Below are 18,020 nucleotides of genomic sequence, written 5' to 3' on the forward strand. Positions count from 1 at the left end.
CGCACGAGGCACTTGTATTGGCACAAGTTGGCGCGTCTGTGACGCGCTATTGCCTGGTTTCGCGTCTCAGACGCTGGTATCGAACGACTTGCTACTGGCGCACCCAGCCTTCAGACATCTCCTGCAATGTGCAGGGCGGCGTTGGCACTTTTTCGGTACTGAGCTTGTCGCGGGCCACGAAAAATTTTACGATAGCTGCCATATTTGCTCGTCCTTGCAGCCTATTCCCCAGTCTATGACTGAGAGTGGTATCCATCTCATGTGTTTCCCAGATTATGCCCGCTTATCGTTTACGATTCCTGCTCCTCCTGCTTTCGGCCGGCCTAGCTTTCAGCAGCTGCAAAAAGCACGAAGAATTGCCCCCACTGGGGCACACCGTGGATGCGCAACATCTCACCAACGGCAGCTGGCGACTCGACCAAATCAGTAAAGACGGCATTGTGACTAGTAGCGGCAGCAACATTAGTGACCGATACATTTTCAAATTCAATACCGATGGCACATTTTCTTATCGTTACACAGCAAATAGCATTTACTTCATTGCAGGTTACTGGACGTTGAAAAACAACGACACTATTATTAATCTCACGGACCGTAAGTTCACTGATATCGATTACAAACTGTTTAATCTTACATCTGCTGAATTGCGGTACAGCTTCGCCGACCCAAACAACAATGGAAAGGTGGAAGAGCAAACATTCTCAGCTCAGCCTTAATTGGCGAACACGGTGGTTGAATTGCACTTTAGAAACTAGATTTTTGCCACTATTTCCCGTATCAAGGCCGTGAGCCGGGGCTCTGCCATGGCGGCGGCGGCGAAGATATCGGCCAGCACTACTGGCTTAAGGTTGCCAGGCGCGCACAAGTCGGTGATGACCGACACGGCCAGCACGGGCAAGCCCAGGTGCCGGGCAGCAATTACCTCGGGCACGGTGCTCATGCCCACGGCATCGGCCCCGATGATGCGTAGGTAGCGGTATTCAGCCGGGGTTTCAAGCATAGGGCCGGGCACGCTCACGTACACGCCACGCCGGGTGCTCGCTGCCTGCCCCAGCGCTTGGGCTGCGGCTTCGGCCCGGGTCAGCAGGTCGGCGTCATACGGGGCAAACATGTCGGGGAAGCGCGGGCCCAGCTCGTCGAGGTTGGTCCCAATGAGCGGGTTGGTGGGCTGCAGGTTGATGTGGTCATCAATCAGCATCAAATCAGCCAGGTTAAAATCGAGGTTGAGGCCACCAGCGGCGTTGCTCACCAGCAGCTGCTTGATACCCAGCAGCTTGAGCACGCGCACCGGCATCACTACCTGCTGCATGGTATAGCCCTCGTAGTAGTGAAACCGGCCTTGCAGCACCGCTACTTTTTTGCCGCCCAACTGGCCCAGCAGTAGCCGTCCGGCGTGGCTTTCCACGGTGGAAAGCGGAAAGTGCGGAATGTCGGCGTAGTTGATTTCGTACTCCACCTCCACCTCCTTGGCCAGCGCACCCAGCCCCGTGCCGAGAATGATGCCAACTTGAGGCAGGAAATTATTGGAATGGGCCTGAATATAGGCGGTAGCTTCGTGGAGGTGGTCCAGCATTTGGGTTTGGTTGAAAACTTGTCATCCTGAGCGGAGCGAAGGACCTTGCCACGCTAAACGACTGGTTTAAACGTGGCAAGGTCCTTCGCTCCGCTCAGGATGACATGTGACGGTTGAAGTTATTTGATTTCAAGCTCGTAGGGCAGCTTGGCCTGCACGCCACGCATGGTCATCAGCTGCTGGTACTGCTGATAAACCGGGTAAAGCGGCCCCAGTTCGACTTTCATGGCCTTGGCCTTCACCTCCGCATTATCGTCGTCGCCGCCGAACATGGAGAGGAGGTTTTCGAGGCCCGACTTGCGGCGGGGTAGGCGCTGCACCCGGTAGTCGTCGGCTTTGAGCTTGGCGCGGGACGCTGCAATTCGGAGAGCATCGTTGTAATCGCCGAGCACGTCAACCAAGCCGTTGTTCTTGGCTTCAAGGCCGCTCCAGACACGGCCCGAGGCCAGACGGCGCAAGCGTTCAACGGGCATCTTGCGGCCCTTGGCGGCCTTGGTCGTGAAGTCGGTATAGATGTTGTCGACCTCGCGCTGCAGGGTGCGCTTCTCAAATTCCGTAAGGCTCCGCGTGATGGTGGGCAGATCAGAGAATTTGCCGGTCGTGACGCGGTCTACCGTGATGCCGAGCTTGTCGGCCAGCAGGGGCTGGATGTTGGGCAGCACCCCAAATACACCAATAGAACCCGTGATGCTGTTGGGGTGGGCCACAATGGTGTCGCAGGCCATGGCAATGTAGTAGCCGCCCGAGGCCGCCACGTCCGACATCGACGCGATGATGGGCTTCACTTTTTTGGTCAGCAGCACTTCGCGATAGATGATGTCCGACGCCAACGACGAACCGCCGGGCGAGTTGATGCGCAGCACCACGGCCTTCACCTTGTCGTCGAGGCGCGCCTTGCGGATGGCCTCGGCAAACTTGGTGCTACCGATGTTGTCGTCCGAGCCGTTGCCGGTCACGATGTCGCCCTCGGCATAAATCACGGCAATGCGGTTGCCGCTGGTTTTGCCTTCGTTCTCAATGTCCTTGTTGTCGCTGTAGTCGTTCAGGCTTACCACGCTGGGCTTCTTGTCTTTGGCCACGCCCAGCTTGCGCCGCATGTAATCCTGCACTTGGTCGAAATAGCCCAGTTTGGTGACCATGTTCAGGCGCAAGGCATCGGGCGCGTTGCGCACCAGCATCGAGTCGGAGATGACCTTGAGGCGGGCGGCCGGAATACCGCGGGCAGCCGCGACTTGCTTAATCATGTGCCCGTTGATGGAGTTCAGGAACGACACGGTCTGGTAGCGGGCCGAGTCGGAAAAGCTTTCCCGGAAAAACGGCTCCACGGCGCTCTTGAAAGAGCCCACCCGAAAGATGTAGGGCTCGATGCCGGCCTTCTCGAACAGCCGCTTGTAGAACATCACCTCCGTGCTCAGGCCGTTGAACTCTAGCGTACCCTGCGGGTGCAGGTAGATTTCATCGGCCACCGACGAGAGGTAGAAGCTTTTTTCGGAGCAGATTTCGTGGTACGCCACCACGAATTTGCCTGACTTCTTGAAGTTGAGCAGTTCGTCGCGCACTTCTTCGAGCGACGCCATACCACCCTGCACAATGTCGAGGTTGAGCAGAATGCCTTTAATGTCGTCATCGCCCTTGGCCCGGCGAATGGCCTCTTTCAGGCCCACCAGCCCCGTAGACGTGTTGCTGCTCAAACTGAAGCGCCCATCGCGCCCGCGCTCGGTTAGAGGTTCGTTGAGCTTAAGCTCTAGCACCGAGTTGGCGGCGGTTTCCTTGCGCTCGCCTGCGCTCTTGGCGGCTCCGATGATGGCCGCCAGCAAGATGAAGCCCAGGAAGCTGAACGCCACCAAGCCCACGATGGTGGCGAGCACATACTTAAAAAATTGCCTCATAAGACCACAGATTGAACAGATTTTTTCGGATTAAGACGATTTTTTGTGGCTCGGCGCACACTTGGCTCTGCCAGTAGCCTGCCAAATCAGCCGGCAAGTTACAAGCGGTTATATCGTTTGGTTTCACGATTCATTACATCCATGCGAAACACCGTACTTAACCGTTGAAATCCGTCTTTGTCCGTTAAAATTCGTTCAATCTGTGGTTAATAGCCGTATTTCTGGCCCCACCAGCCGCGCAGCCGTTCCTGAATCTTCTGCTCGCTGGCGTTGTGGCCGGGTTCGTAGAAACGGGTGCCGCTCAACGCATCGGGCAGAAACTCCTGCTCCTCAAAATTACCCTCGCCGTTGTGCGAGTAGGCGTATTCCTTGCCGTAGCCCAGCTGCTTCATCAGGCGCGTAGGGGCGTTGCGCAGGGGCACGGGCACCGGGTACACGCCGTTGGCCTTCACCTCGGCCTGCGCCGCCCTGATGGCCATATACGAAGCGTTGCTTTTCACCGAAGTGGCCAGGTACACCACCGTTTGGGCCAGAATCAGGTCTGACTCGGGCAATCCGATGACCGTGCAGGCCTGGAAGCAGCTGGTGGCCAGCATTAAGGCATTGGGGTTGGCGTTGCCAATGTCCTCGCTGGCCATAATTAGCATGCGCCGGGCAATGAACTTCACATCCTCGCCGCCTTCCAGCATCACCGCCAGGTAGTAGAGTGCGGCGTTGGGATCGGAGCCGCGCATGCTTTTGATGAAGGCCGAAATGACGTCGTAGTGCATCTCGCCGCCCTTGTCGTATTTGGCCAGGGGGCGCTGCGCTACCTCCTGCACCACGGCATCGGTAATGATAACCACGCCTTTTTTATCAGCAGGCGTGCTTTGCACCACTATTTCCAGCAGGTTGAGCAGCTTGCGGGCATCGCCGCCGCTTAGCGCCAGCAGGGCGTGGTCTTCGGCCAGCTTCACTTTTTTCTGTTGCAGGGCCACGTCTTCCTTCAGGGCTTTGGCCACCAGCTCGCGCAGCGTTTCGGCACTTAATGCCTCCAGCACATACACCTGGCAGCGCGAGAGCAAGGCGGGAATGACTTCAAACGAAGGATTTTCGGTGGTGGCGCCAATCAGCGTGACGGTGCCTTGCTCCACTGCCCCCAGCAGCGCATCCTGCTGGGCTTTGCTAAAGCGATGAATCTCATCAATAAACAGCACAGTACCCCGCTGTCGTTTGGCTTTCTCGATAACGTCGCGCACGTCTTTCACGCCCGCATTGATAGCCGAGAGGGCCGAAAAAGGCTGTTTCAGCTCCGAAGCCAACAGGTGCGCCAGCGTGGTTTTGCCCACGCCGGGCGGGCCCCACAAAATGAGGCTGGGCAGCCGGCCCGAGTTGAGGTAGCGACGCAGCACGCCGGTCTCTCCTACCAAATGTTGCTGGCCGGCATAGTCGGCCAGGCGGCGGGGGCGCTGGCGCTCGGCCAACGGGGCATCCGGCCCGGGGGCAGGAGGTGAGGTAAAAGCGGTGGGTTCTTCGGGGAAGAGCGATGACATGGCAAAGGAGCGCGACCTTTGTGGCGCGTGCTTCCAGAACGATTATCCGCAAAGCGGGTTCTGACGGCGCGCCGACGCGGGCCACAAAGGTCGCCGGACTGTTCTTTCCAACCTATGCGTAATTATTTCCGCGTCCACGCGGCTCTGTTTTTCGTCTCGCTCATCTACGCGGCCAATTATAGCTTGTCGAAGGATGTGATGCCGCACTACATGGGGCCCTTTGGTATTGTCACGCTCCGCATCGTGGGGGCGGTGCTATTTTTCAGCATTGCCAAGCAAATAGTAGCGCCTCAGGACAAACTCATTGGCCGGGCCGACAACCTGCGGGCCATTGCCTGCGGCATCTGCGGCATCGGCGTCAATCAGCTGCTGTTTTTCTCGGGCCTGAACCTGACTTCGCCCATTAGTGCCTCGCTGCTGCAAACCATCGCGCCCATCATCGTGGTCATTGCTTCGGCTTTTCTGCTGAGCGAAAAAATCACGTTGCCGCGGGTGCTGGGCATTGCTGTGGGCGCTTTTGGAGCCGCGTTGCTCATCATGAGCCGCAACGCCCAAGCCGCCATTTACCCGCACGCCACGCTGGGCAATATTTTTATTCTGATGAATGCCACCGTTTTCGGCCTCTACCTGGTGCTGGTGCAGCCCCTGATGCGCAAGTACCACGCTTTCACGGTGCTGTCGCGCATCTTTCTGGTGGGTGCCATCATCGCCGTGCCCTTCGGCTGGCGCGAAGCCTTGACGGCCGACTACGCGCATTTCCCGCTCTACATCTGGCTCGAAATCGGCTACATGATAGTCTTTCTCACCATACTGGCTTACCTACTGAATAACTGGGCGCTGAAGTACGCCTCCCCTGCCCTGCTGGGCGTCTACATCTACCTGCAGCCGGTGCTAGCCGTGCTCATTGCCGTGAGCCTGGGCAAAGACCACCTCACCTGGGGCAAGGCCGGACAGGCGGTGCTTATTTTTCTGGGCGTGTGGCTAGTGAGCCGCAAGCCGAAGGCTGTGGCTGCGGAGGCTGAGGTACCGCTGGTGGCAGTGCAGGATTAGTTTACACTTTTGCTATTGAACTGTTATGAAATCAACTTTTTTTGCTTGTGTTCTATTCCTTCTGACCGAATTCTGTGTATTTGGTCAAGGCCAAAAGCCAAATAAGATTTATGTCTTTGTTGGCGAGAAGATTGAAGTGAAAAGATTTCATAAAGAAGCAACGCCCGGAAGTATCATTATGGACAATGGCTTCAAAGCCAAATATAAAGTCCTTAAAAACCTGTATGGTGACTACTCCAAAGACACAATTGAGTTTGAAGCTTTCGACCATTATGGTTTTCCTGGCTTTGCTAATTACAACCAAGTCCTATTGTACGTTTCGGAATACAGCGGACATCTATACCATGAGAAATACCAGTTTTCTCCCGTTTATAAAACTGACAATAACCGCTGGGCCGGTCCTTATGCAAGACTGGATTATGAACATCCATTTGCTAAATCCACGACCGTAAAGCCCGAAAAAATTTCATTTCCTGCGGAGGCGACAGTTGATGTAACGAAATATTCGCCGGAGAGAATCCAAGAGGTGTTTCCTAAACCATATTATACTATTGGCAATGGTCAGGCGACTCCCTTAATGGGTAATTATATCGAAGAATTATTCCAGTTGAAAAAGCAGGGAAATTTAAAAGCCCGCGGGCTTTTTTAACATGCGCACAAAAAACAAAAAGCCCCTGTTGTAGCAGGGGCTTTTTGTTTTGCTTTGAAGTGCTCTTACAAGTGAATCACCTCGCCATAAGCTGCTGCCGCCGCTTCCATAACAGCTTCCGACATTGTCGGGTGTGGGTGCACCGACTTAATGATTTCCATGCCCGTGGTTTCGAGCTTGCGGGCTACCACCACTTCGGCAATCAGTTCGGTCACGTTTGCGCCAATCATGTGGGCACCAAGCCACTCGCCGTACTTCTTGTCGAAGATGACTTTCACGAAGCCGTCTTTCACACCGCCTGCGCTGGCTTTGCCTGAAGCTGAGAATGGGAATTTGCCCACCAGCACGTCGTAGCCTTTTTCCTTGGCTTCTGCTTCGGTGTAGCCCACGCTGGCAATCTCGGGCGAAGCGTAGGTGCAGCCGGGGATGTTCTGGTAGTTGAGCGGCTCGGGGTGATGGCCGGCAATCTTCTCAACGCAGATAATGCCTTCGGCCGAGGCCACGTGGGCCAGGGCGGGGCCGGGCACAATGTCGCCGATGGCGTAGATGCCGGGCACGTTGGTCTGGTAGTAGTCGTCAACGATGACGCGGCCGCGCTCTACTTTGATGCCCAACTCTTCGAGGCCGAGGTTTTCGAGGTTAGTAGTCACACCCACGGCGCTCAGCACCACGTCGCACTCAATTACCTGCTCGCCTTTGGCGGTTTTCACGGTCACTTTGCAGCCTTCGCCGCTGGTGTCCACTTTGGTTACTTCGGCGCTGGTGAGCACGTTCACGCCAATTTTGCGGAACGACTTCTCCATCTGGCGCGAAATCTCTTCGTCCTCTACGGGCACAATGCGGGGCAGGAACTCCACCACCGTTACCTCCGACCCCATGGTGCGGTAGAAGTAGGCAAACTCGACGCCGATGGCGCCGGAGCCCACCACTACCAGGCGCTTGGGCAGCTGCTCCATCACCATGGCCTTGCGGTAGCCGATAATTTTCTTGTTATCGACGGGCATGGTGGGCAGCTCGCGCGAGCGGGCGCCGGTGGCCAGGATAATGCTTTTGGCTTCGACCGTTTCCTTGCTGCCGTCGGCCTTGGTTACTTCCACTTTGCCGGGGGCCAGCACTTTGCCGGTGCCCATCACGGTCTCAATCTTATTCTTTTTGAACAGGAAGTTGATGCCCTTGCTCATGCCGTCGGCCACGCCGCGGCTGCGGTTGATGACGGCGGTGAAGTCAAATCCTACCCCTTCGGCCTTCAGGCCATAGTCGCTGGCGTGGTTGAGGTATTCAAAAACCTGGGCCGACTTGAGCAGCGCTTTCGTTGGGATGCAGCCCCAGTTCAGGCAGATGCCACCCAATGATTCGCGCTCGATAACGCCCACTTTCAGACCCAATTGCGACGCCCGGATGGCGGCCACGTACCCGCCGGGGCCACTGCCGACCACGACCAAATCAAATTGCAATGCCATAAACTGCTCTGGAGGAAAAAAGTACACCGGGCCCGGCTGGGGGACCCACCCATTGTGTTGCAAAGATAGCCGCGCCCCCGTACCGCACCGCTATTCTTCGCAATGCGGCCTAACTTGCTTCGATATATAGTGCAACCTAGCGGCTAGCAGCCAATCTTGTTTCGTCTCCGTATAAGTCCCTGGCTTGGGCATAGCCTGTCTGCGCCTCCATCCCTTTGAATCTATGAACTCATATTTCCGCATGCCCCTGGCAGCTCTCGGGTTGTTGGCTTTTCTTAGCAACTGCGCCAGCACGGCCTCTGAAAAGGAAAAGCCTGCAACCATGAGCCAGCCCATGGAAGCCCCGGTTGCGGCTGAGGTTACGCGCCCTGATACGGCAGGTGCCGCCGCAACATCCCCCGATGCCAGCCTGAGCAATGGCGTAGCCCCTCCTCCTACTGTGACCGGCGCCCCTGTCGACGCGCCCATAACCGAGGCGGCCCGCCTCACGACAACTCCTGCTGCTACGGCCGAGGTGGCTGCTCCCAACGCTGCCGCGGCATCAGCCGAGCGCGCCAAAGAGAAAAAGATGTCGGTGGCGGAATACCGCACCATGCTGGAAAATGCTGAGGCGGCCGTCAAAGCCAACCCCAAAGACGGAATGGCCCTGCTCCAGCGCGCCAAGGCCAAGAGCTACCTCAAGCAATACAAAGAAGCCCTGCCCGACTACACGAATGCTTTGCGCTACCAGCGCACCAACCCCGACATCTATTACAATCGGGGCGTCAACCGCCTGATGCTAAAGCAGTACAAAGCAGCTACCTCCGATTTTGCTGGCGCCATCAAGTATCGGCCCGATGATAAGGACGCTTTCTTCGGGCGCGGCGTGGCCAAAATGCAGATGTACCAATACAAGTCGGCCGTGGGCGATTTCACGAAAGCCATTCAGCTCGATTCAACCTACGCCGATGCCTGGGAATATCGCGGCATCAGTTATTCGTCGTTCGAAAAGCTGGCCGAAGCGCGCCGCGATTTGGAAATGGCCGCCAAGCTCAACCCCGATGCAGCCAAAAGCCTGCGCAAATACGTTGGCAACGAGCCCAAGGAGCCTGCTAAAAAGCCTGCTTCCCGGACTGCTCCACGGCCGGCGGCCACCAAGCGCTAGCCGCAATTGTGCTAATGTGTTAAACAAGAAACACATAGCCCGTCAAGCAGAGCGAGCGAGATGCTGCGCTCTGCTTGACGATTGGCACAACTACTTTCCGCCAAACAGCAGCCGGAAATAAAAGCTGGGCTGGCGCAGCCGCTCCCGCAGGTCCAAATCCATAAACATGGCGGACAGGGTTTCGGCCAGCGTGGGGTTGTTCACGGCGCGGTTGGCCACAATGTTGAACAAGCTGGGGAAGTTGAGCAAGCGTTGCATCACGCGGCTCAGGCGCAGTTCCTGCCCCAGTCGGTTGTACACGGCTTTGTCATAATTTTTTAAAAACTCAGGACTGAAATCTTCTTTGGCCACGGCCTGCGCGGCCCAAATGGCCGCGTGCCGGCCGCTGACCATGGCGTGCGAAATACCCTCGCCGCTAAACGGGTCGATGAGTGAACCTGCATCGCCGAGCAGCATATAGTTTGCCCCGGACAGTGGCCGCCGCTTGGAGCCCAAAGGCAAGCCAAACCCCCGCACCGGGCCCAGCCGCTCAGCCTGCGCAAAGCGCGGCGCCAAGGTGGGATGGGTAGCTAGAATCTCGTCGAGCCGCTGGCGCAGATTGATTTTTTTGTCAGCCACGGTCTTCGACAGCATGCCCACGCCTACGTTGGCCTGGCCATTGGGCAGGGGAAATACCCAGAGGTAACCCGGCAGAAAGTCTTTGATAAAGTGCAGCTCGATGAAGTTATCGGGGCTGAGGCCAGTGACCTTGTCGTAGTAAGTGCGCAGGCCGGCGCAGTGGTGGTCGGGCTCGAGGGCATGACCGGCCACTTTGCGGGCAAACTCTGACTGGGCACCGTTGGCAACCAGCAGCATGCGGCAGGTGGCTATTTCCCGGCCGGCTTTGTCGAGCAGCTGCCAGCCGGTGGCCGTGCGTTCGGTGCGGGCCACGTCCACGTTTTCGCGGAAGTCGATTTCCGGGCGCTGGCGTACTTCTTCCACCAGAAAATTGTCGAAATCGATACGCTTGGCTACGTGGCCGGCGGCGCGGTCGGTGGCTTTGTCAAATTTGGGCTTGAAGGGAATGCCAAGTTGGCGCCCGTTGGGAGCAAAAAAGTCGATGCCCCAGCTGGGAACCTGCATGGGAGCAGCGGCCAGCTGCCCGGTCAGCTTTTCATCTATGCGCTTCAACTCGCTCAATACCTTGCCGCTGAGGGCATCGCCGCAAATTTTATCGCGCGGAAAAGCGGCGCGGTCAAGAAGTAAGCAAGGTTGGCCGGCGTTGGCCAGGTGCAGGGCCGCCGTGGCTCCGCCGGGCCCGGCGCCGAGGATGCAGATGTCGTGATGAAGCATAAGGAAGGCGAAGTTAGCCCGATGTAGCGCGGACTTTTAGTCCGTGGGTAAGAACGAAGCGGGCGCGGACTGAAACTCCGCGCTACTTACCTTCGCCCCATGACTCAAACGCTGACCGGAAAAGTGGCCCTCGTAACGGGCGCTTCCAAAGGAATTGGCCGCGCCATCGCGGCACATTTTGCCCAATTGGGCGCTCAGGTGGCCTTCACCTACCTCTCCTCCGTCGAAAAGGGCCAGGCCCTGGAAACCGAGCTCTCGGCCCACGGCACCAAAGCCAAGGGCTACCGCTCCGACGCCTCCGACTACGCCCAGGCTGAAAAGCTGATTGAGGACGTGCTAGCCGATTTCGGCAAGCTCGACATCCTCGTCAACAACGCCGGCATCACGCAGGACGGCCTCCTCATGCGCATGAGCGAGCAGCAGTGGGACAACGTGATGAACGTGAACCTGAAGTCGGTGTTCAACCTCACCAAAGCCGCCACTAAGCCCATGATGCGCGCCAAAGCCGGCTCCATCATCAACATGACCAGCGTGGTGGGCATCAAAGGCAACGCCGGACAGGCCAACTACGCCGCCAGCAAGGCCGGCATCATCGGCTTCACCAAATCGGTGGCCCTGGAGCTGGGCTCGCGCAACATCCGCTGCAACGCCATTGCCCCCGGCTTCATCGAAACCGAAATGACCGATGCGCTGGACCCCAAGCAGGTAGACGAGTGGCGCAAGGCCATTCCGCTCAAGCGCGGTGGCACCCCAGAGGATGTAGCGAAGGCCACGGCGTTTCTGGCCTCGGATGATTCGAGCTACATCAGCGGCCAGGTGCTGCAGGTGGATGGCGGCATGCTTACCTAAAGAAAATACCAAGTTGTTAAAGCATGACGTCCCACTATACCATAAAATGTGTAGTGGGACGTTTCTCTTTTTAGTGATGACGCCACATGAATGCTCTTGCTCAAAAAGCCTCTACATTCGCGATAACTACAGCTCACATCATTGTTTGGAGTGCGTTTGGGTTATCTGCACTCTATCTCGTATTCCTTGCCTACGTCAACATTTACGTTCCTTCTATTAAGGGGAAAGTTGTAATACAGCGCGCTGAGAAGTTTTACCGAGAGTCCTCCAAGAGCAATTCATTTTTGAACCAACTCCACGACGGCGACCTAATCTTCCAAACCTCACTATCGGCGCAAAGCCAGGCCATTCAGTTGGCCACTCATTCACCCTACAGCCACTGTGGAATTTTGTATCAGAATAACGGCGCGTGGCAGGTATTTGAAGCCGTGCAACCTGTAAAATTGACGCCGCTGTCCAGTTGGATAGCCCGTGGCAAGGGTGGCCATTTTGTGACTAAGCGGCTGCGCGATGCCCAGACTGCGCTGACACCCAGTGCCCTGAAACAACTGAAAACAGCTGGTCAACCCCTGTTCGGCCACAACTACGACCTGTACTTTGGCTGGTCCGATGACCGAATCTACTGCTCCGAATTGATTTGGAAAGTGTACGAGCGAGGCATGAATCGCAGAATAGGTAAGCTGCAACAGCTGCGCGAATTTGATTTGAGCCACCCCGCCGTGCAAGCCAAAATGAAGGAACGCTACGGCAATCGTCTGCCACTGGCAGAAACCGTAATTTCACCGGTCAGCATCTTTAACAGCCCCGAACTGGTTACTGTGCTGAACCGTTGAACCCGGGCGGCCTGCAACCTCGCGGCCGGTGACGACCTTTGGCGCTGATTCTATCCGATTTTCATTTGCTGACCACTCAATATTCTTCCTGGCTAATCCTGCTGTGCCTGGCGGTAGGCGCGGGCTATTCCGCCCTGCAATACTCGGCCAAGGCGCCCTGGAGCAAGAACCTGAACTACGCGCTGGGCACTTTGCGCTTTGTGGTAATAAGCTTTCTGTGCTACCTGCTGCTGGCGCCGTTTATCAAAACCACCACCACGCGCACCGAGCAGCCTACCGTGGTGCTGGCCGTCGACAACTCGCAATCCGTCGAGCTTTTCACGCCTAAAAACCTGCTGACCCAAGCCACCACCGGCTTGGCTGGCCTGGCCGAAACCCTGCGGGGCAAGGGCTTTACTGTCGAAACCCGCACCCTGACGCCCACCCCGGGCCGCCCGGCCCGGCTCGACTCGCTGCGCTTCGGTGCTGCCACCACCGACATCGACCAATTGCTGACCGGCACCCGCGAGGCTTATAACGACCGCAACCTGGCCGGCGTAGTGCTCCTCAGCGACGGCCTGGTAAACCAGGGCCGCAGCCCCTCCTATTCCGACTACAACTTTCCCATTTACAGCGTGGCCGTGGGCGACACCGTGCCCAAGCGCGACCTCCGCCTCACTGGCCTCACCTACAACCGCGTGGCTTTTAGCGGAAACAAGTTCCCTCTGGAAGCTGAGGTAGGATTTGAAGGCTACACGGGCGGCACAGCCACCGTGGAGCTCCGCGAAGGAACCCGCGTGCTCGACACCCGCCGCGTGGCCCTGCCTGCTGGCCGGCGCCGGGTGAAAACCAGCTTCCAAATCACAGCGCCGGCGCCGGGCAAACGGCGCTACGAAGTGCGCGTGGTGCCCCAGCCTGGTGAATTTACCGAGCTCAACAACGCCCGCACGGCTTTTATTGAAATAGTAAAAGGCAAGCTGCGCGTGCTGCTGGCTGGCGCCGCTCCCCACCCCGATTTGAAGGCCCTGCGCGCCGCCATCGTGGCCAACGACAACTTTGACCTCACGCTAGCCCTGCCTGGCGTAGCGCCACTGCGCCCCGATGCCGATTTCGACGTGGCCATCCTGCACCAGCTCCCGGCGCAGGGCGGGCTGGGCAATGAGATTCTGGCCCAGGTGAAAGCCAAGCGCACACCGGCCCTGTATGTAATTGGCGCACAGTCGGACCTGGCGGCTTACAACCAACTCGGCACTGGCCTCACCATTCAGGCGCGCGGCTCCCAAACCGACGAGGTAACGCCGCTCCCCAACCCCGCTTTTGCCCGCTTTGCCACCGATGAGGAATCGGCGCGCCGCTACGCCTCCTACCCTCCCGGCACGGTGCCCTTCGGTGACTTCCGCCTTGGCCCGGGGGCTGAAGCTGCTTTGTGGCAGCAAGTAGGCCGGGTAGCCACGCAAAAGCCCCTGCTGGTTTTTGGGTGCCCAGCCGAGCGCCGCCAGGGCACCCTGCTCACCGATGGCAGCTGGCAGTGGCGCCTAAGCGAAGCCGTGGAGCACGACGAAAAGCCCGAAGCATACGACCGGCTCGTTATCCGAACGCTGCAGCTGCTCACCCAGAATGCCAATAAAAAGCGCCTCGACGTGTACCCCACGCAGGAAATTTTCGGCACCCAGGATGACGTAACGCTGGGCGCCGAAACCTACAACGCCGTGTTTGAGCGCATCTACAACCAAAAAATTGACCTCACCCTCACCGATGAAAAAAAGCAGGTTCGCCGCTTCTCGTTTGCCAACCTCGAGGATGGCTCACCCCTACGCTTAGGTCCGCTGCCTACCGGCCTCTACCGCTACCAGGCCCGCGCTACGCTGGGCGGCCAACCTCAGCAAGATGCCGGGGAACTGTTGGTGCAGTCGCAGCCACTCGAAGCCCTGGAATCGCGCGCCGACCACAATCTACTGGCCCAGTTATCGCGCCGCAGCGGCGCTCAGCTCTACTACCCGGCGCAGTTCGACAAGCTGGCCGAGGATATTTTGAAGGCGAACTACAAGCCGGTTATCACGGCCGAGGAAGAGTTGAAGGATTTGATAAATCTGAAGTGGATTTTCTTTGTGATTTTGGCCTTTTTGACGGTGGAGTGGGCTGTGCGAAAGTATTCGGGCAGCATTTAAAGAGCTGTGCGGTTAGCCGGCTAAATAATCGACGAACTCGACTCTAAACAAAGTAGAATCGCCGCAAGAGCGTTACTACTGGGGCACGGACTATTTTCCTCGTGCCAACCCATGAAAATCAAAGCCATAATTACCGGTGCTACAGGCATGGTGGGCGAAGGCGTATTACTCGCATGCCTGCGCAACCCCGATGTGGAAGCCGTACTACTGCTCAACCGCAAGGCCAGTGGCTACACGCATCCCAAGCTGAAGGAAGTGCTACACGCCGATTTCGAGCACTTGAAAACCATCGAAGCCCAGCTCAGGGGCTACAATGCTTGTTTTTATTGCGCCGGCATCTCTTCACTGGGCGTGAGCAAGGAGGAATACGAGCGCATCACTTACGATACCACCCTGGCCGTGGCCCACACCCTGCTGCGCCTCAATCCCGAGCTGACGTTCTGCTACGTGACCGGCGCGGGCACCGACAGCACTGAGCAAGGCCGCAGCCACTGGGCCCGCACCAAAGGCCGCACCGAAAACGAGTTGTTGCGCCTGCCATTTCCGGCTGCCTACATGTTCCGGCCTGGTTTCATGCGGGCCACGCCCGGGCAGCGCAACGTGCTCAGCATGTATAAATACATAGGCTGGCTATACCCGATGGCACGGCAGGTGGCGTCCAACTACGTTTCTACGATGCAGGAAGTAGGTTTGGCCATGATTAAGGCTGTACAAAATGGGTATCCCACACCGGTGCTGGAAGTGCGCGACATTGTGGCGCTGGCCCACGGCAAAGTGGCCGCGTAATTAATGAGCAACCCCCTGAAAATATTTCTTATGGCATCTGGCAGCATCATTGGCGTTTTGCTAATCGCAGCAGTAGCTTTCACCGGCTTCAGTCCGCAGTTTGGTGGCAAACCCAGCAAAGCCGAGGAGGCATTATACGCAAAATCAGGCCATTACCGAGACGGTGAGTTTGTGAACTTGGTGCCAACGTCGGTGTCCACGGGCGGCAACTTTTTCTCGATGATGTGGAAGTTCCTCTTCCGCAAAGCCCCTGACGCCAAGCCCGCTGGTCCGCTGCCCATGCTGCCGCTCGACTCGCTCAGCATCACGCGCAAAACGCCGGAAATGGTGCGCGTCACCTGGTTTGGGCACTCGGCCAGCCTAGTGGAGCTGGCCGGCAAAAACATCCTGCTCGACCCCATGCTCAGCATCGAAATGGGTCCGGTGAAGTGGGCCACGCCCAACCGTTACAACCCCAGCCTGCCCATCGGGCCCGACCAGCTGCCGCCTATTGACGCGGTGCTGATTTCGCACGACCACTACGACCACCTGGACTATGCCACCATCCGGCGCATCAAGGACAAAGTGGCCCGGTTCTACGTGCCCCTCGGCATTGGCCCCCACCTGCGGGCCTGGGGCGTGGCCCCGGAGCGCATCACCGAAATGAATTGGGGCGACGAAGCCACCGTAGATGGCCTCACGCTGATATGCACGCCCAGCCGCCACTTTTCGGGTCGCGGCCTCACCAACCGCAACTCCACGCTTTGGAGCTCTTGGGTGATGAAGTCGGCCACCAAACGCCTCTTCTACAGTGGCGACGGTGGCTACGGCCCCCACTTCCGCACCATTGGCGCTACCTACGGTCCTTTCGACCTGGCCTTAATGGAATGCGGGCAGTACGACCAGCAATGGTCGCAAATTCACATGGTGCCTGAGCAAAGCGTGCAGGCCGCCCGCGACCTCCGCAGCCAATTGATGTTGCCCGTGCACTGGGCCGCCTACACCGAGGCCAACCATGCCTGGAACGACCCCATCAACCGCGCCACCGCCGAAGCATCGCGCTTGCAGCAGCCCATCACCACGCCCCGCCTCGGCGAACCGGTTACCTTGGGAGCCGAGCTGCCCACCACCCGCTGGTGGGAGTAACGCACGTAGCGCGAACTTTGCAGTTCGCGTCACCGCCGGAAATCCGAACAGCTAGCTGAACAATTTATAACGGCACGGGGACGTGAACTGCAAACTTCGCGCTACTACGCTGCCTTTTTCCCCTCATATGCGCTACATCCTCCTCAACAAGCCCTACGAAGTCCTCACCCAGTTCACCGACGAGCACGGCCGCGCCACACTCAAGGATTTAGTGCCCGTGCCGGGCATCTATCCCGTGGGCCGGCTCGACTTTGATAGCGAAGGCCTGCTGCTGCTCACCGACGACAAAGCCCTGCAGCACCGCCTCAGCGACCCCAAATTCAAAGTACCCAAAACGTATTGGGCCCAGGTAGAAGGCACCGTCTCGGAAGAAGCCCTGGACAAGCTGCGGCGCGGGGTAAAGATTAAAGAAGGCCTCACCGCCCCCGCCCAGGCCGTGCTACTACCCGAGCCCGCCGAGCTCTGGGAGCGCAGCACGCCCATCCGCTACCGCGCCAGCATTCCCACCAGCTGGCTGGCCATCACCATCTCGCAGGGCATGAACCGCCAGGTGCGCAAGATGTGCGCAGCCGTGGGCCTCCCTTGCCTGCGCCTCATCCGCGTAACCATCGATGAAATGGACCTCGGCGAGTTGGCCCCCGGCCAGTGGCGCGAGCTGACGCCGGAAGAGTCGCGCAAGCTGAAGGCAAAGTTTTCGGCGACGAAGAATCCCGCGAACCGGAAAGTAGCGGTGAAAGGCGACAAGGCGCCACAAACTGCCCCGCGCGGGCCGGCAAAGCAGTAGTTGCTTTGAGGCACTGGGGTCCCGCGCTAAAACTGATAGTGCCTTTATCCACTTACCAGAATCGAAAGCGTGGCATGATTTCCTCAGCTAAAGCCTTCTTTAAAGCACTATTTGGGGGTTTAAAAGCAGCAGGCACGAGCTTTTGATAATCATGGCTCTGACTTTAATAGGCAGACCTATTTGTAGGCTGACTCCAGCACATTTAACCCCGCTTGAGCAATGCCATTCTCCGGAGATAAATCAAGCACTCGCCTGTAGTAAATCGCGGCTTTCTTGCCTTCTCCCATTTGAGTATAGCAAAATTCAATATTGCATAAAGCCATTTCACGGTAAGACATACTACTGGCATTCAAGAGTGTTACGTACCGGTACTTATCTAGCCATAGGTTATCTGAAAAGAATTTGTAGCTGGCTTCAAAAGCAGTTATAGCGCCTGCGTAGTCTTGTTTTTTAACATGCTCCATTCCTTTTTTATGGTCTTTAGCAACAGTATTTCTTAGGATATAGCCAAGCAAGAAGTAAGTCGCTGCCGCAGGAAACACTGGATTTGTTGCTCCGCACAAATAGCAAATCCATCCTATTAAAAATAAGACTATGGTTTGTGGGATTACCGCTATCCAAGCCACTTGTTTTACTACAGGTACATTCGATGCCATATATTTTGACGTGTTGAGGATTGTAATAGCAAAGTTTGTTTGCTTAAGCAAGTAGCATTAAAACCACAGAATCTTTCTGCAGGCCTGTCAGGCAGCCCCCCGCATTGACTTTAAATTAAGTCAGCAAGTCGGTCAACTAGCTAGGGCGCGCCCGTTCGGTGACAATCTGTCACCAAAATCACGCTGGTACGTTGCTTGTAATCCCTGGGTA

Annotated in this window: 16 protein-coding genes; 10 read left to right on the forward strand and 6 right to left on the reverse strand. The window is 57.3% G+C overall.

The features are described from left to right. The first annotated feature begins 275 nt into the window (after positions 1 to 275). The gene (locus ACP7AJ_RS17700) at positions 276 to 716 is read left to right on the forward strand and encodes a lipocalin family protein (RefSeq protein ID WP_426061527.1); all 441 of its coding nucleotides are present in this window, start codon (positions 276 to 278) and stop codon (positions 714 to 716) included. A 35-nt stretch (positions 717 to 751) separates the two neighbouring features. Here ACP7AJ_RS17700 and ACP7AJ_RS17705 read toward each other — a convergent pair whose 3' ends face one another. From ACP7AJ_RS17705 to ACP7AJ_RS17715, 3 genes are all read right to left on the reverse strand, one after another. Continuing rightward, positions 752 to 1,573, reverse strand: a complete 822-nt coding sequence (locus ACP7AJ_RS17705) for a purine-nucleoside phosphorylase (protein WP_426061528.1) — start codon at positions 1,571 to 1,573, stop codon at positions 752 to 754. A gap of 119 nt (positions 1,574 to 1,692) precedes the next feature. Continuing rightward, entirely contained in the window at positions 1,693 to 3,462 is a 1,770-nt protein-coding gene (gene sppA / locus ACP7AJ_RS17710) for a signal peptide peptidase SppA (protein WP_426061529.1), read from the reverse strand. 206 nt (positions 3,463 to 3,668) lie between these two features. Then, the gene (locus ACP7AJ_RS17715; RefSeq protein WP_426061530.1) at positions 3,669 to 4,994 is read right to left on the reverse strand and encodes a replication-associated recombination protein A; all 1,326 of its coding nucleotides are present in this window, start codon (positions 4,992 to 4,994) and stop codon (positions 3,669 to 3,671) included. 114 nt (positions 4,995 to 5,108) lie between these two features. On the opposite strand from ACP7AJ_RS17715, the gene ACP7AJ_RS17720 reads away from it, so the two are divergent. Continuing rightward, a complete protein-coding gene (locus tag ACP7AJ_RS17720; protein ID WP_426061531.1) occupies positions 5,109 to 6,044 on the forward strand; it encodes a DMT family transporter in 936 nt (311 codons plus the stop codon). 25 nt (positions 6,045 to 6,069) lie between these two features. Beyond that, on the forward strand, positions 6,070 to 6,693 hold the full coding sequence (locus ACP7AJ_RS17725; protein ID WP_426061532.1) for a hypothetical protein: 624 nt from the start codon (positions 6,070 to 6,072) through the stop codon (positions 6,691 to 6,693). Positions 6,694 to 6,758: 65 nt separating this feature from the next. Here the strand turns inward: ACP7AJ_RS17725 and lpdA are convergent, their stop codons facing one another. Continuing rightward, positions 6,759 to 8,153: a dihydrolipoyl dehydrogenase gene (lpdA, locus tag ACP7AJ_RS17730; RefSeq protein ID WP_426061533.1), complete on the reverse strand. Its 1,395-nt coding sequence runs from the start codon at positions 8,151 to 8,153 to the stop codon at positions 6,759 to 6,761. 223 nt (positions 8,154 to 8,376) lie between these two features. On the opposite strand from lpdA, the gene ACP7AJ_RS17735 reads away from it, so the two are divergent. After that, positions 8,377 to 9,297, forward strand: a complete 921-nt coding sequence (locus tag ACP7AJ_RS17735; protein ID WP_426061534.1) for a hypothetical protein — start codon at positions 8,377 to 8,379, stop codon at positions 9,295 to 9,297. Between the two features lie 90 nt (positions 9,298 to 9,387). Here ACP7AJ_RS17735 and ACP7AJ_RS17740 read toward each other — a convergent pair whose 3' ends face one another. Then, positions 9,388 to 10,629: a geranylgeranyl reductase family protein gene (locus tag ACP7AJ_RS17740; protein WP_426061535.1), complete on the reverse strand. Its 1,242-nt coding sequence runs from the start codon at positions 10,627 to 10,629 to the stop codon at positions 9,388 to 9,390. A 99-nt stretch (positions 10,630 to 10,728) separates the two neighbouring features. Between ACP7AJ_RS17740 and fabG the strand changes: the two genes are divergently transcribed. From fabG to ACP7AJ_RS17770, 6 genes are all read left to right on the forward strand, one after another. Next, entirely contained in the window at positions 10,729 to 11,478 is a 750-nt protein-coding gene (gene fabG, locus ACP7AJ_RS17745; RefSeq protein ID WP_426061536.1) for a 3-oxoacyl-[acyl-carrier-protein] reductase, read from the forward strand. Positions 11,479 to 11,564: 86 nt separating this feature from the next. Beyond that, the gene (locus tag ACP7AJ_RS17750; RefSeq protein ID WP_426061537.1) at positions 11,565 to 12,311 is read left to right on the forward strand and encodes a YiiX family permuted papain-like enzyme; all 747 of its coding nucleotides are present in this window, start codon (positions 11,565 to 11,567) and stop codon (positions 12,309 to 12,311) included. A 65-nt stretch (positions 12,312 to 12,376) separates the two neighbouring features. Beyond that, the gene (locus ACP7AJ_RS17755; RefSeq protein WP_426061538.1) at positions 12,377 to 14,458 is read left to right on the forward strand and encodes a VWA domain-containing protein; all 2,082 of its coding nucleotides are present in this window, start codon (positions 12,377 to 12,379) and stop codon (positions 14,456 to 14,458) included. Between the two features lie 111 nt (positions 14,459 to 14,569). Next, on the forward strand, positions 14,570 to 15,244 hold the full coding sequence (locus tag ACP7AJ_RS17760; RefSeq protein ID WP_426061539.1) for an NAD-dependent epimerase/dehydratase family protein: 675 nt from the start codon (positions 14,570 to 14,572) through the stop codon (positions 15,242 to 15,244). A gap of 30 nt (positions 15,245 to 15,274) precedes the next feature. Then, on the forward strand, positions 15,275 to 16,369 hold the full coding sequence (locus ACP7AJ_RS17765; RefSeq protein WP_426061540.1) for an MBL fold metallo-hydrolase: 1,095 nt from the start codon (positions 15,275 to 15,277) through the stop codon (positions 16,367 to 16,369). Between the two features lie 127 nt (positions 16,370 to 16,496). After that, on the forward strand, positions 16,497 to 17,153 hold the full coding sequence (locus ACP7AJ_RS17770; protein ID WP_426061541.1) for a pseudouridine synthase: 657 nt from the start codon (positions 16,497 to 16,499) through the stop codon (positions 17,151 to 17,153). Between the two features lie 176 nt (positions 17,154 to 17,329). Here the strand turns inward: ACP7AJ_RS17770 and ACP7AJ_RS17775 are convergent, their stop codons facing one another. Continuing rightward, positions 17,330 to 17,809: a hypothetical protein gene (locus ACP7AJ_RS17775; RefSeq protein WP_426061542.1), complete on the reverse strand. Its 480-nt coding sequence runs from the start codon at positions 17,807 to 17,809 to the stop codon at positions 17,330 to 17,332. Positions 17,810 to 18,020: the final 211 nt, after the last annotated feature.

The organism is Hymenobacter sp. B1770 (assembly GCF_049896385.1).
Lineage (GTDB): Bacteria > Bacteroidota > Bacteroidia > Cytophagales > Hymenobacteraceae > Hymenobacter.

Bases quoted from the DNA above. Each gene is read 5' to 3' on its own strand.
- ACP7AJ_RS17760 (WP_426061539.1), top strand. From the start codon at position 14,570: ATGAAAATCAAAGCCATAATTACCGGTGCTACAGGCATGGTGGGCGAA.
- ACP7AJ_RS17750 (WP_426061537.1), top strand. From the start codon at position 11,565: ATGAATGCTCTTGCTCAAAAAGCCTCTACATTCGCGATAACTACAGCT.
- ACP7AJ_RS17715 (WP_426061530.1), bottom strand. From the start codon at position 4,994: ATGTCATCGCTCTTCCCCGAAGAACCCACCGCTTTTACCTCACCTCCT.
- ACP7AJ_RS17770 (WP_426061541.1), top strand. From the start codon at position 16,497: ATGCGCTACATCCTCCTCAACAAGCCCTACGAAGTCCTCACCCAGTTC.
- fabG (WP_426061536.1), top strand. From the start codon at position 10,729: ATGACTCAAACGCTGACCGGAAAAGTGGCCCTCGTAACGGGCGCTTCC.
- lpdA (WP_426061533.1), bottom strand. From the start codon at position 8,153: ATGGCATTGCAATTTGATTTGGTCGTGGTCGGCAGTGGCCCCGGCGGG.
- ACP7AJ_RS17735 (WP_426061534.1), top strand. From the start codon at position 8,377: ATGAACTCATATTTCCGCATGCCCCTGGCAGCTCTCGGGTTGTTGGCT.
- ACP7AJ_RS17775 (WP_426061542.1), bottom strand. From the start codon at position 17,809: ATGGCATCGAATGTACCTGTAGTAAAACAAGTGGCTTGGATAGCGGTA.
- ACP7AJ_RS17700 (WP_426061527.1), top strand. From the start codon at position 276: ATGCCCGCTTATCGTTTACGATTCCTGCTCCTCCTGCTTTCGGCCGGC.
- ACP7AJ_RS17720 (WP_426061531.1), top strand. From the start codon at position 5,109: ATGCGTAATTATTTCCGCGTCCACGCGGCTCTGTTTTTCGTCTCGCTC.
- sppA (WP_426061529.1), bottom strand. From the start codon at position 3,462: ATGAGGCAATTTTTTAAGTATGTGCTCGCCACCATCGTGGGCTTGGTG.
- ACP7AJ_RS17705 (WP_426061528.1), bottom strand. From the start codon at position 1,573: ATGCTGGACCACCTCCACGAAGCTACCGCCTATATTCAGGCCCATTCC.
- ACP7AJ_RS17725 (WP_426061532.1), top strand. From the start codon at position 6,070: ATGAAATCAACTTTTTTTGCTTGTGTTCTATTCCTTCTGACCGAATTC.
- ACP7AJ_RS17740 (WP_426061535.1), bottom strand. From the start codon at position 10,629: ATGCTTCATCACGACATCTGCATCCTCGGCGCCGGGCCCGGCGGAGCC.
- ACP7AJ_RS17765 (WP_426061540.1), top strand. From the start codon at position 15,275: ATGGCATCTGGCAGCATCATTGGCGTTTTGCTAATCGCAGCAGTAGCT.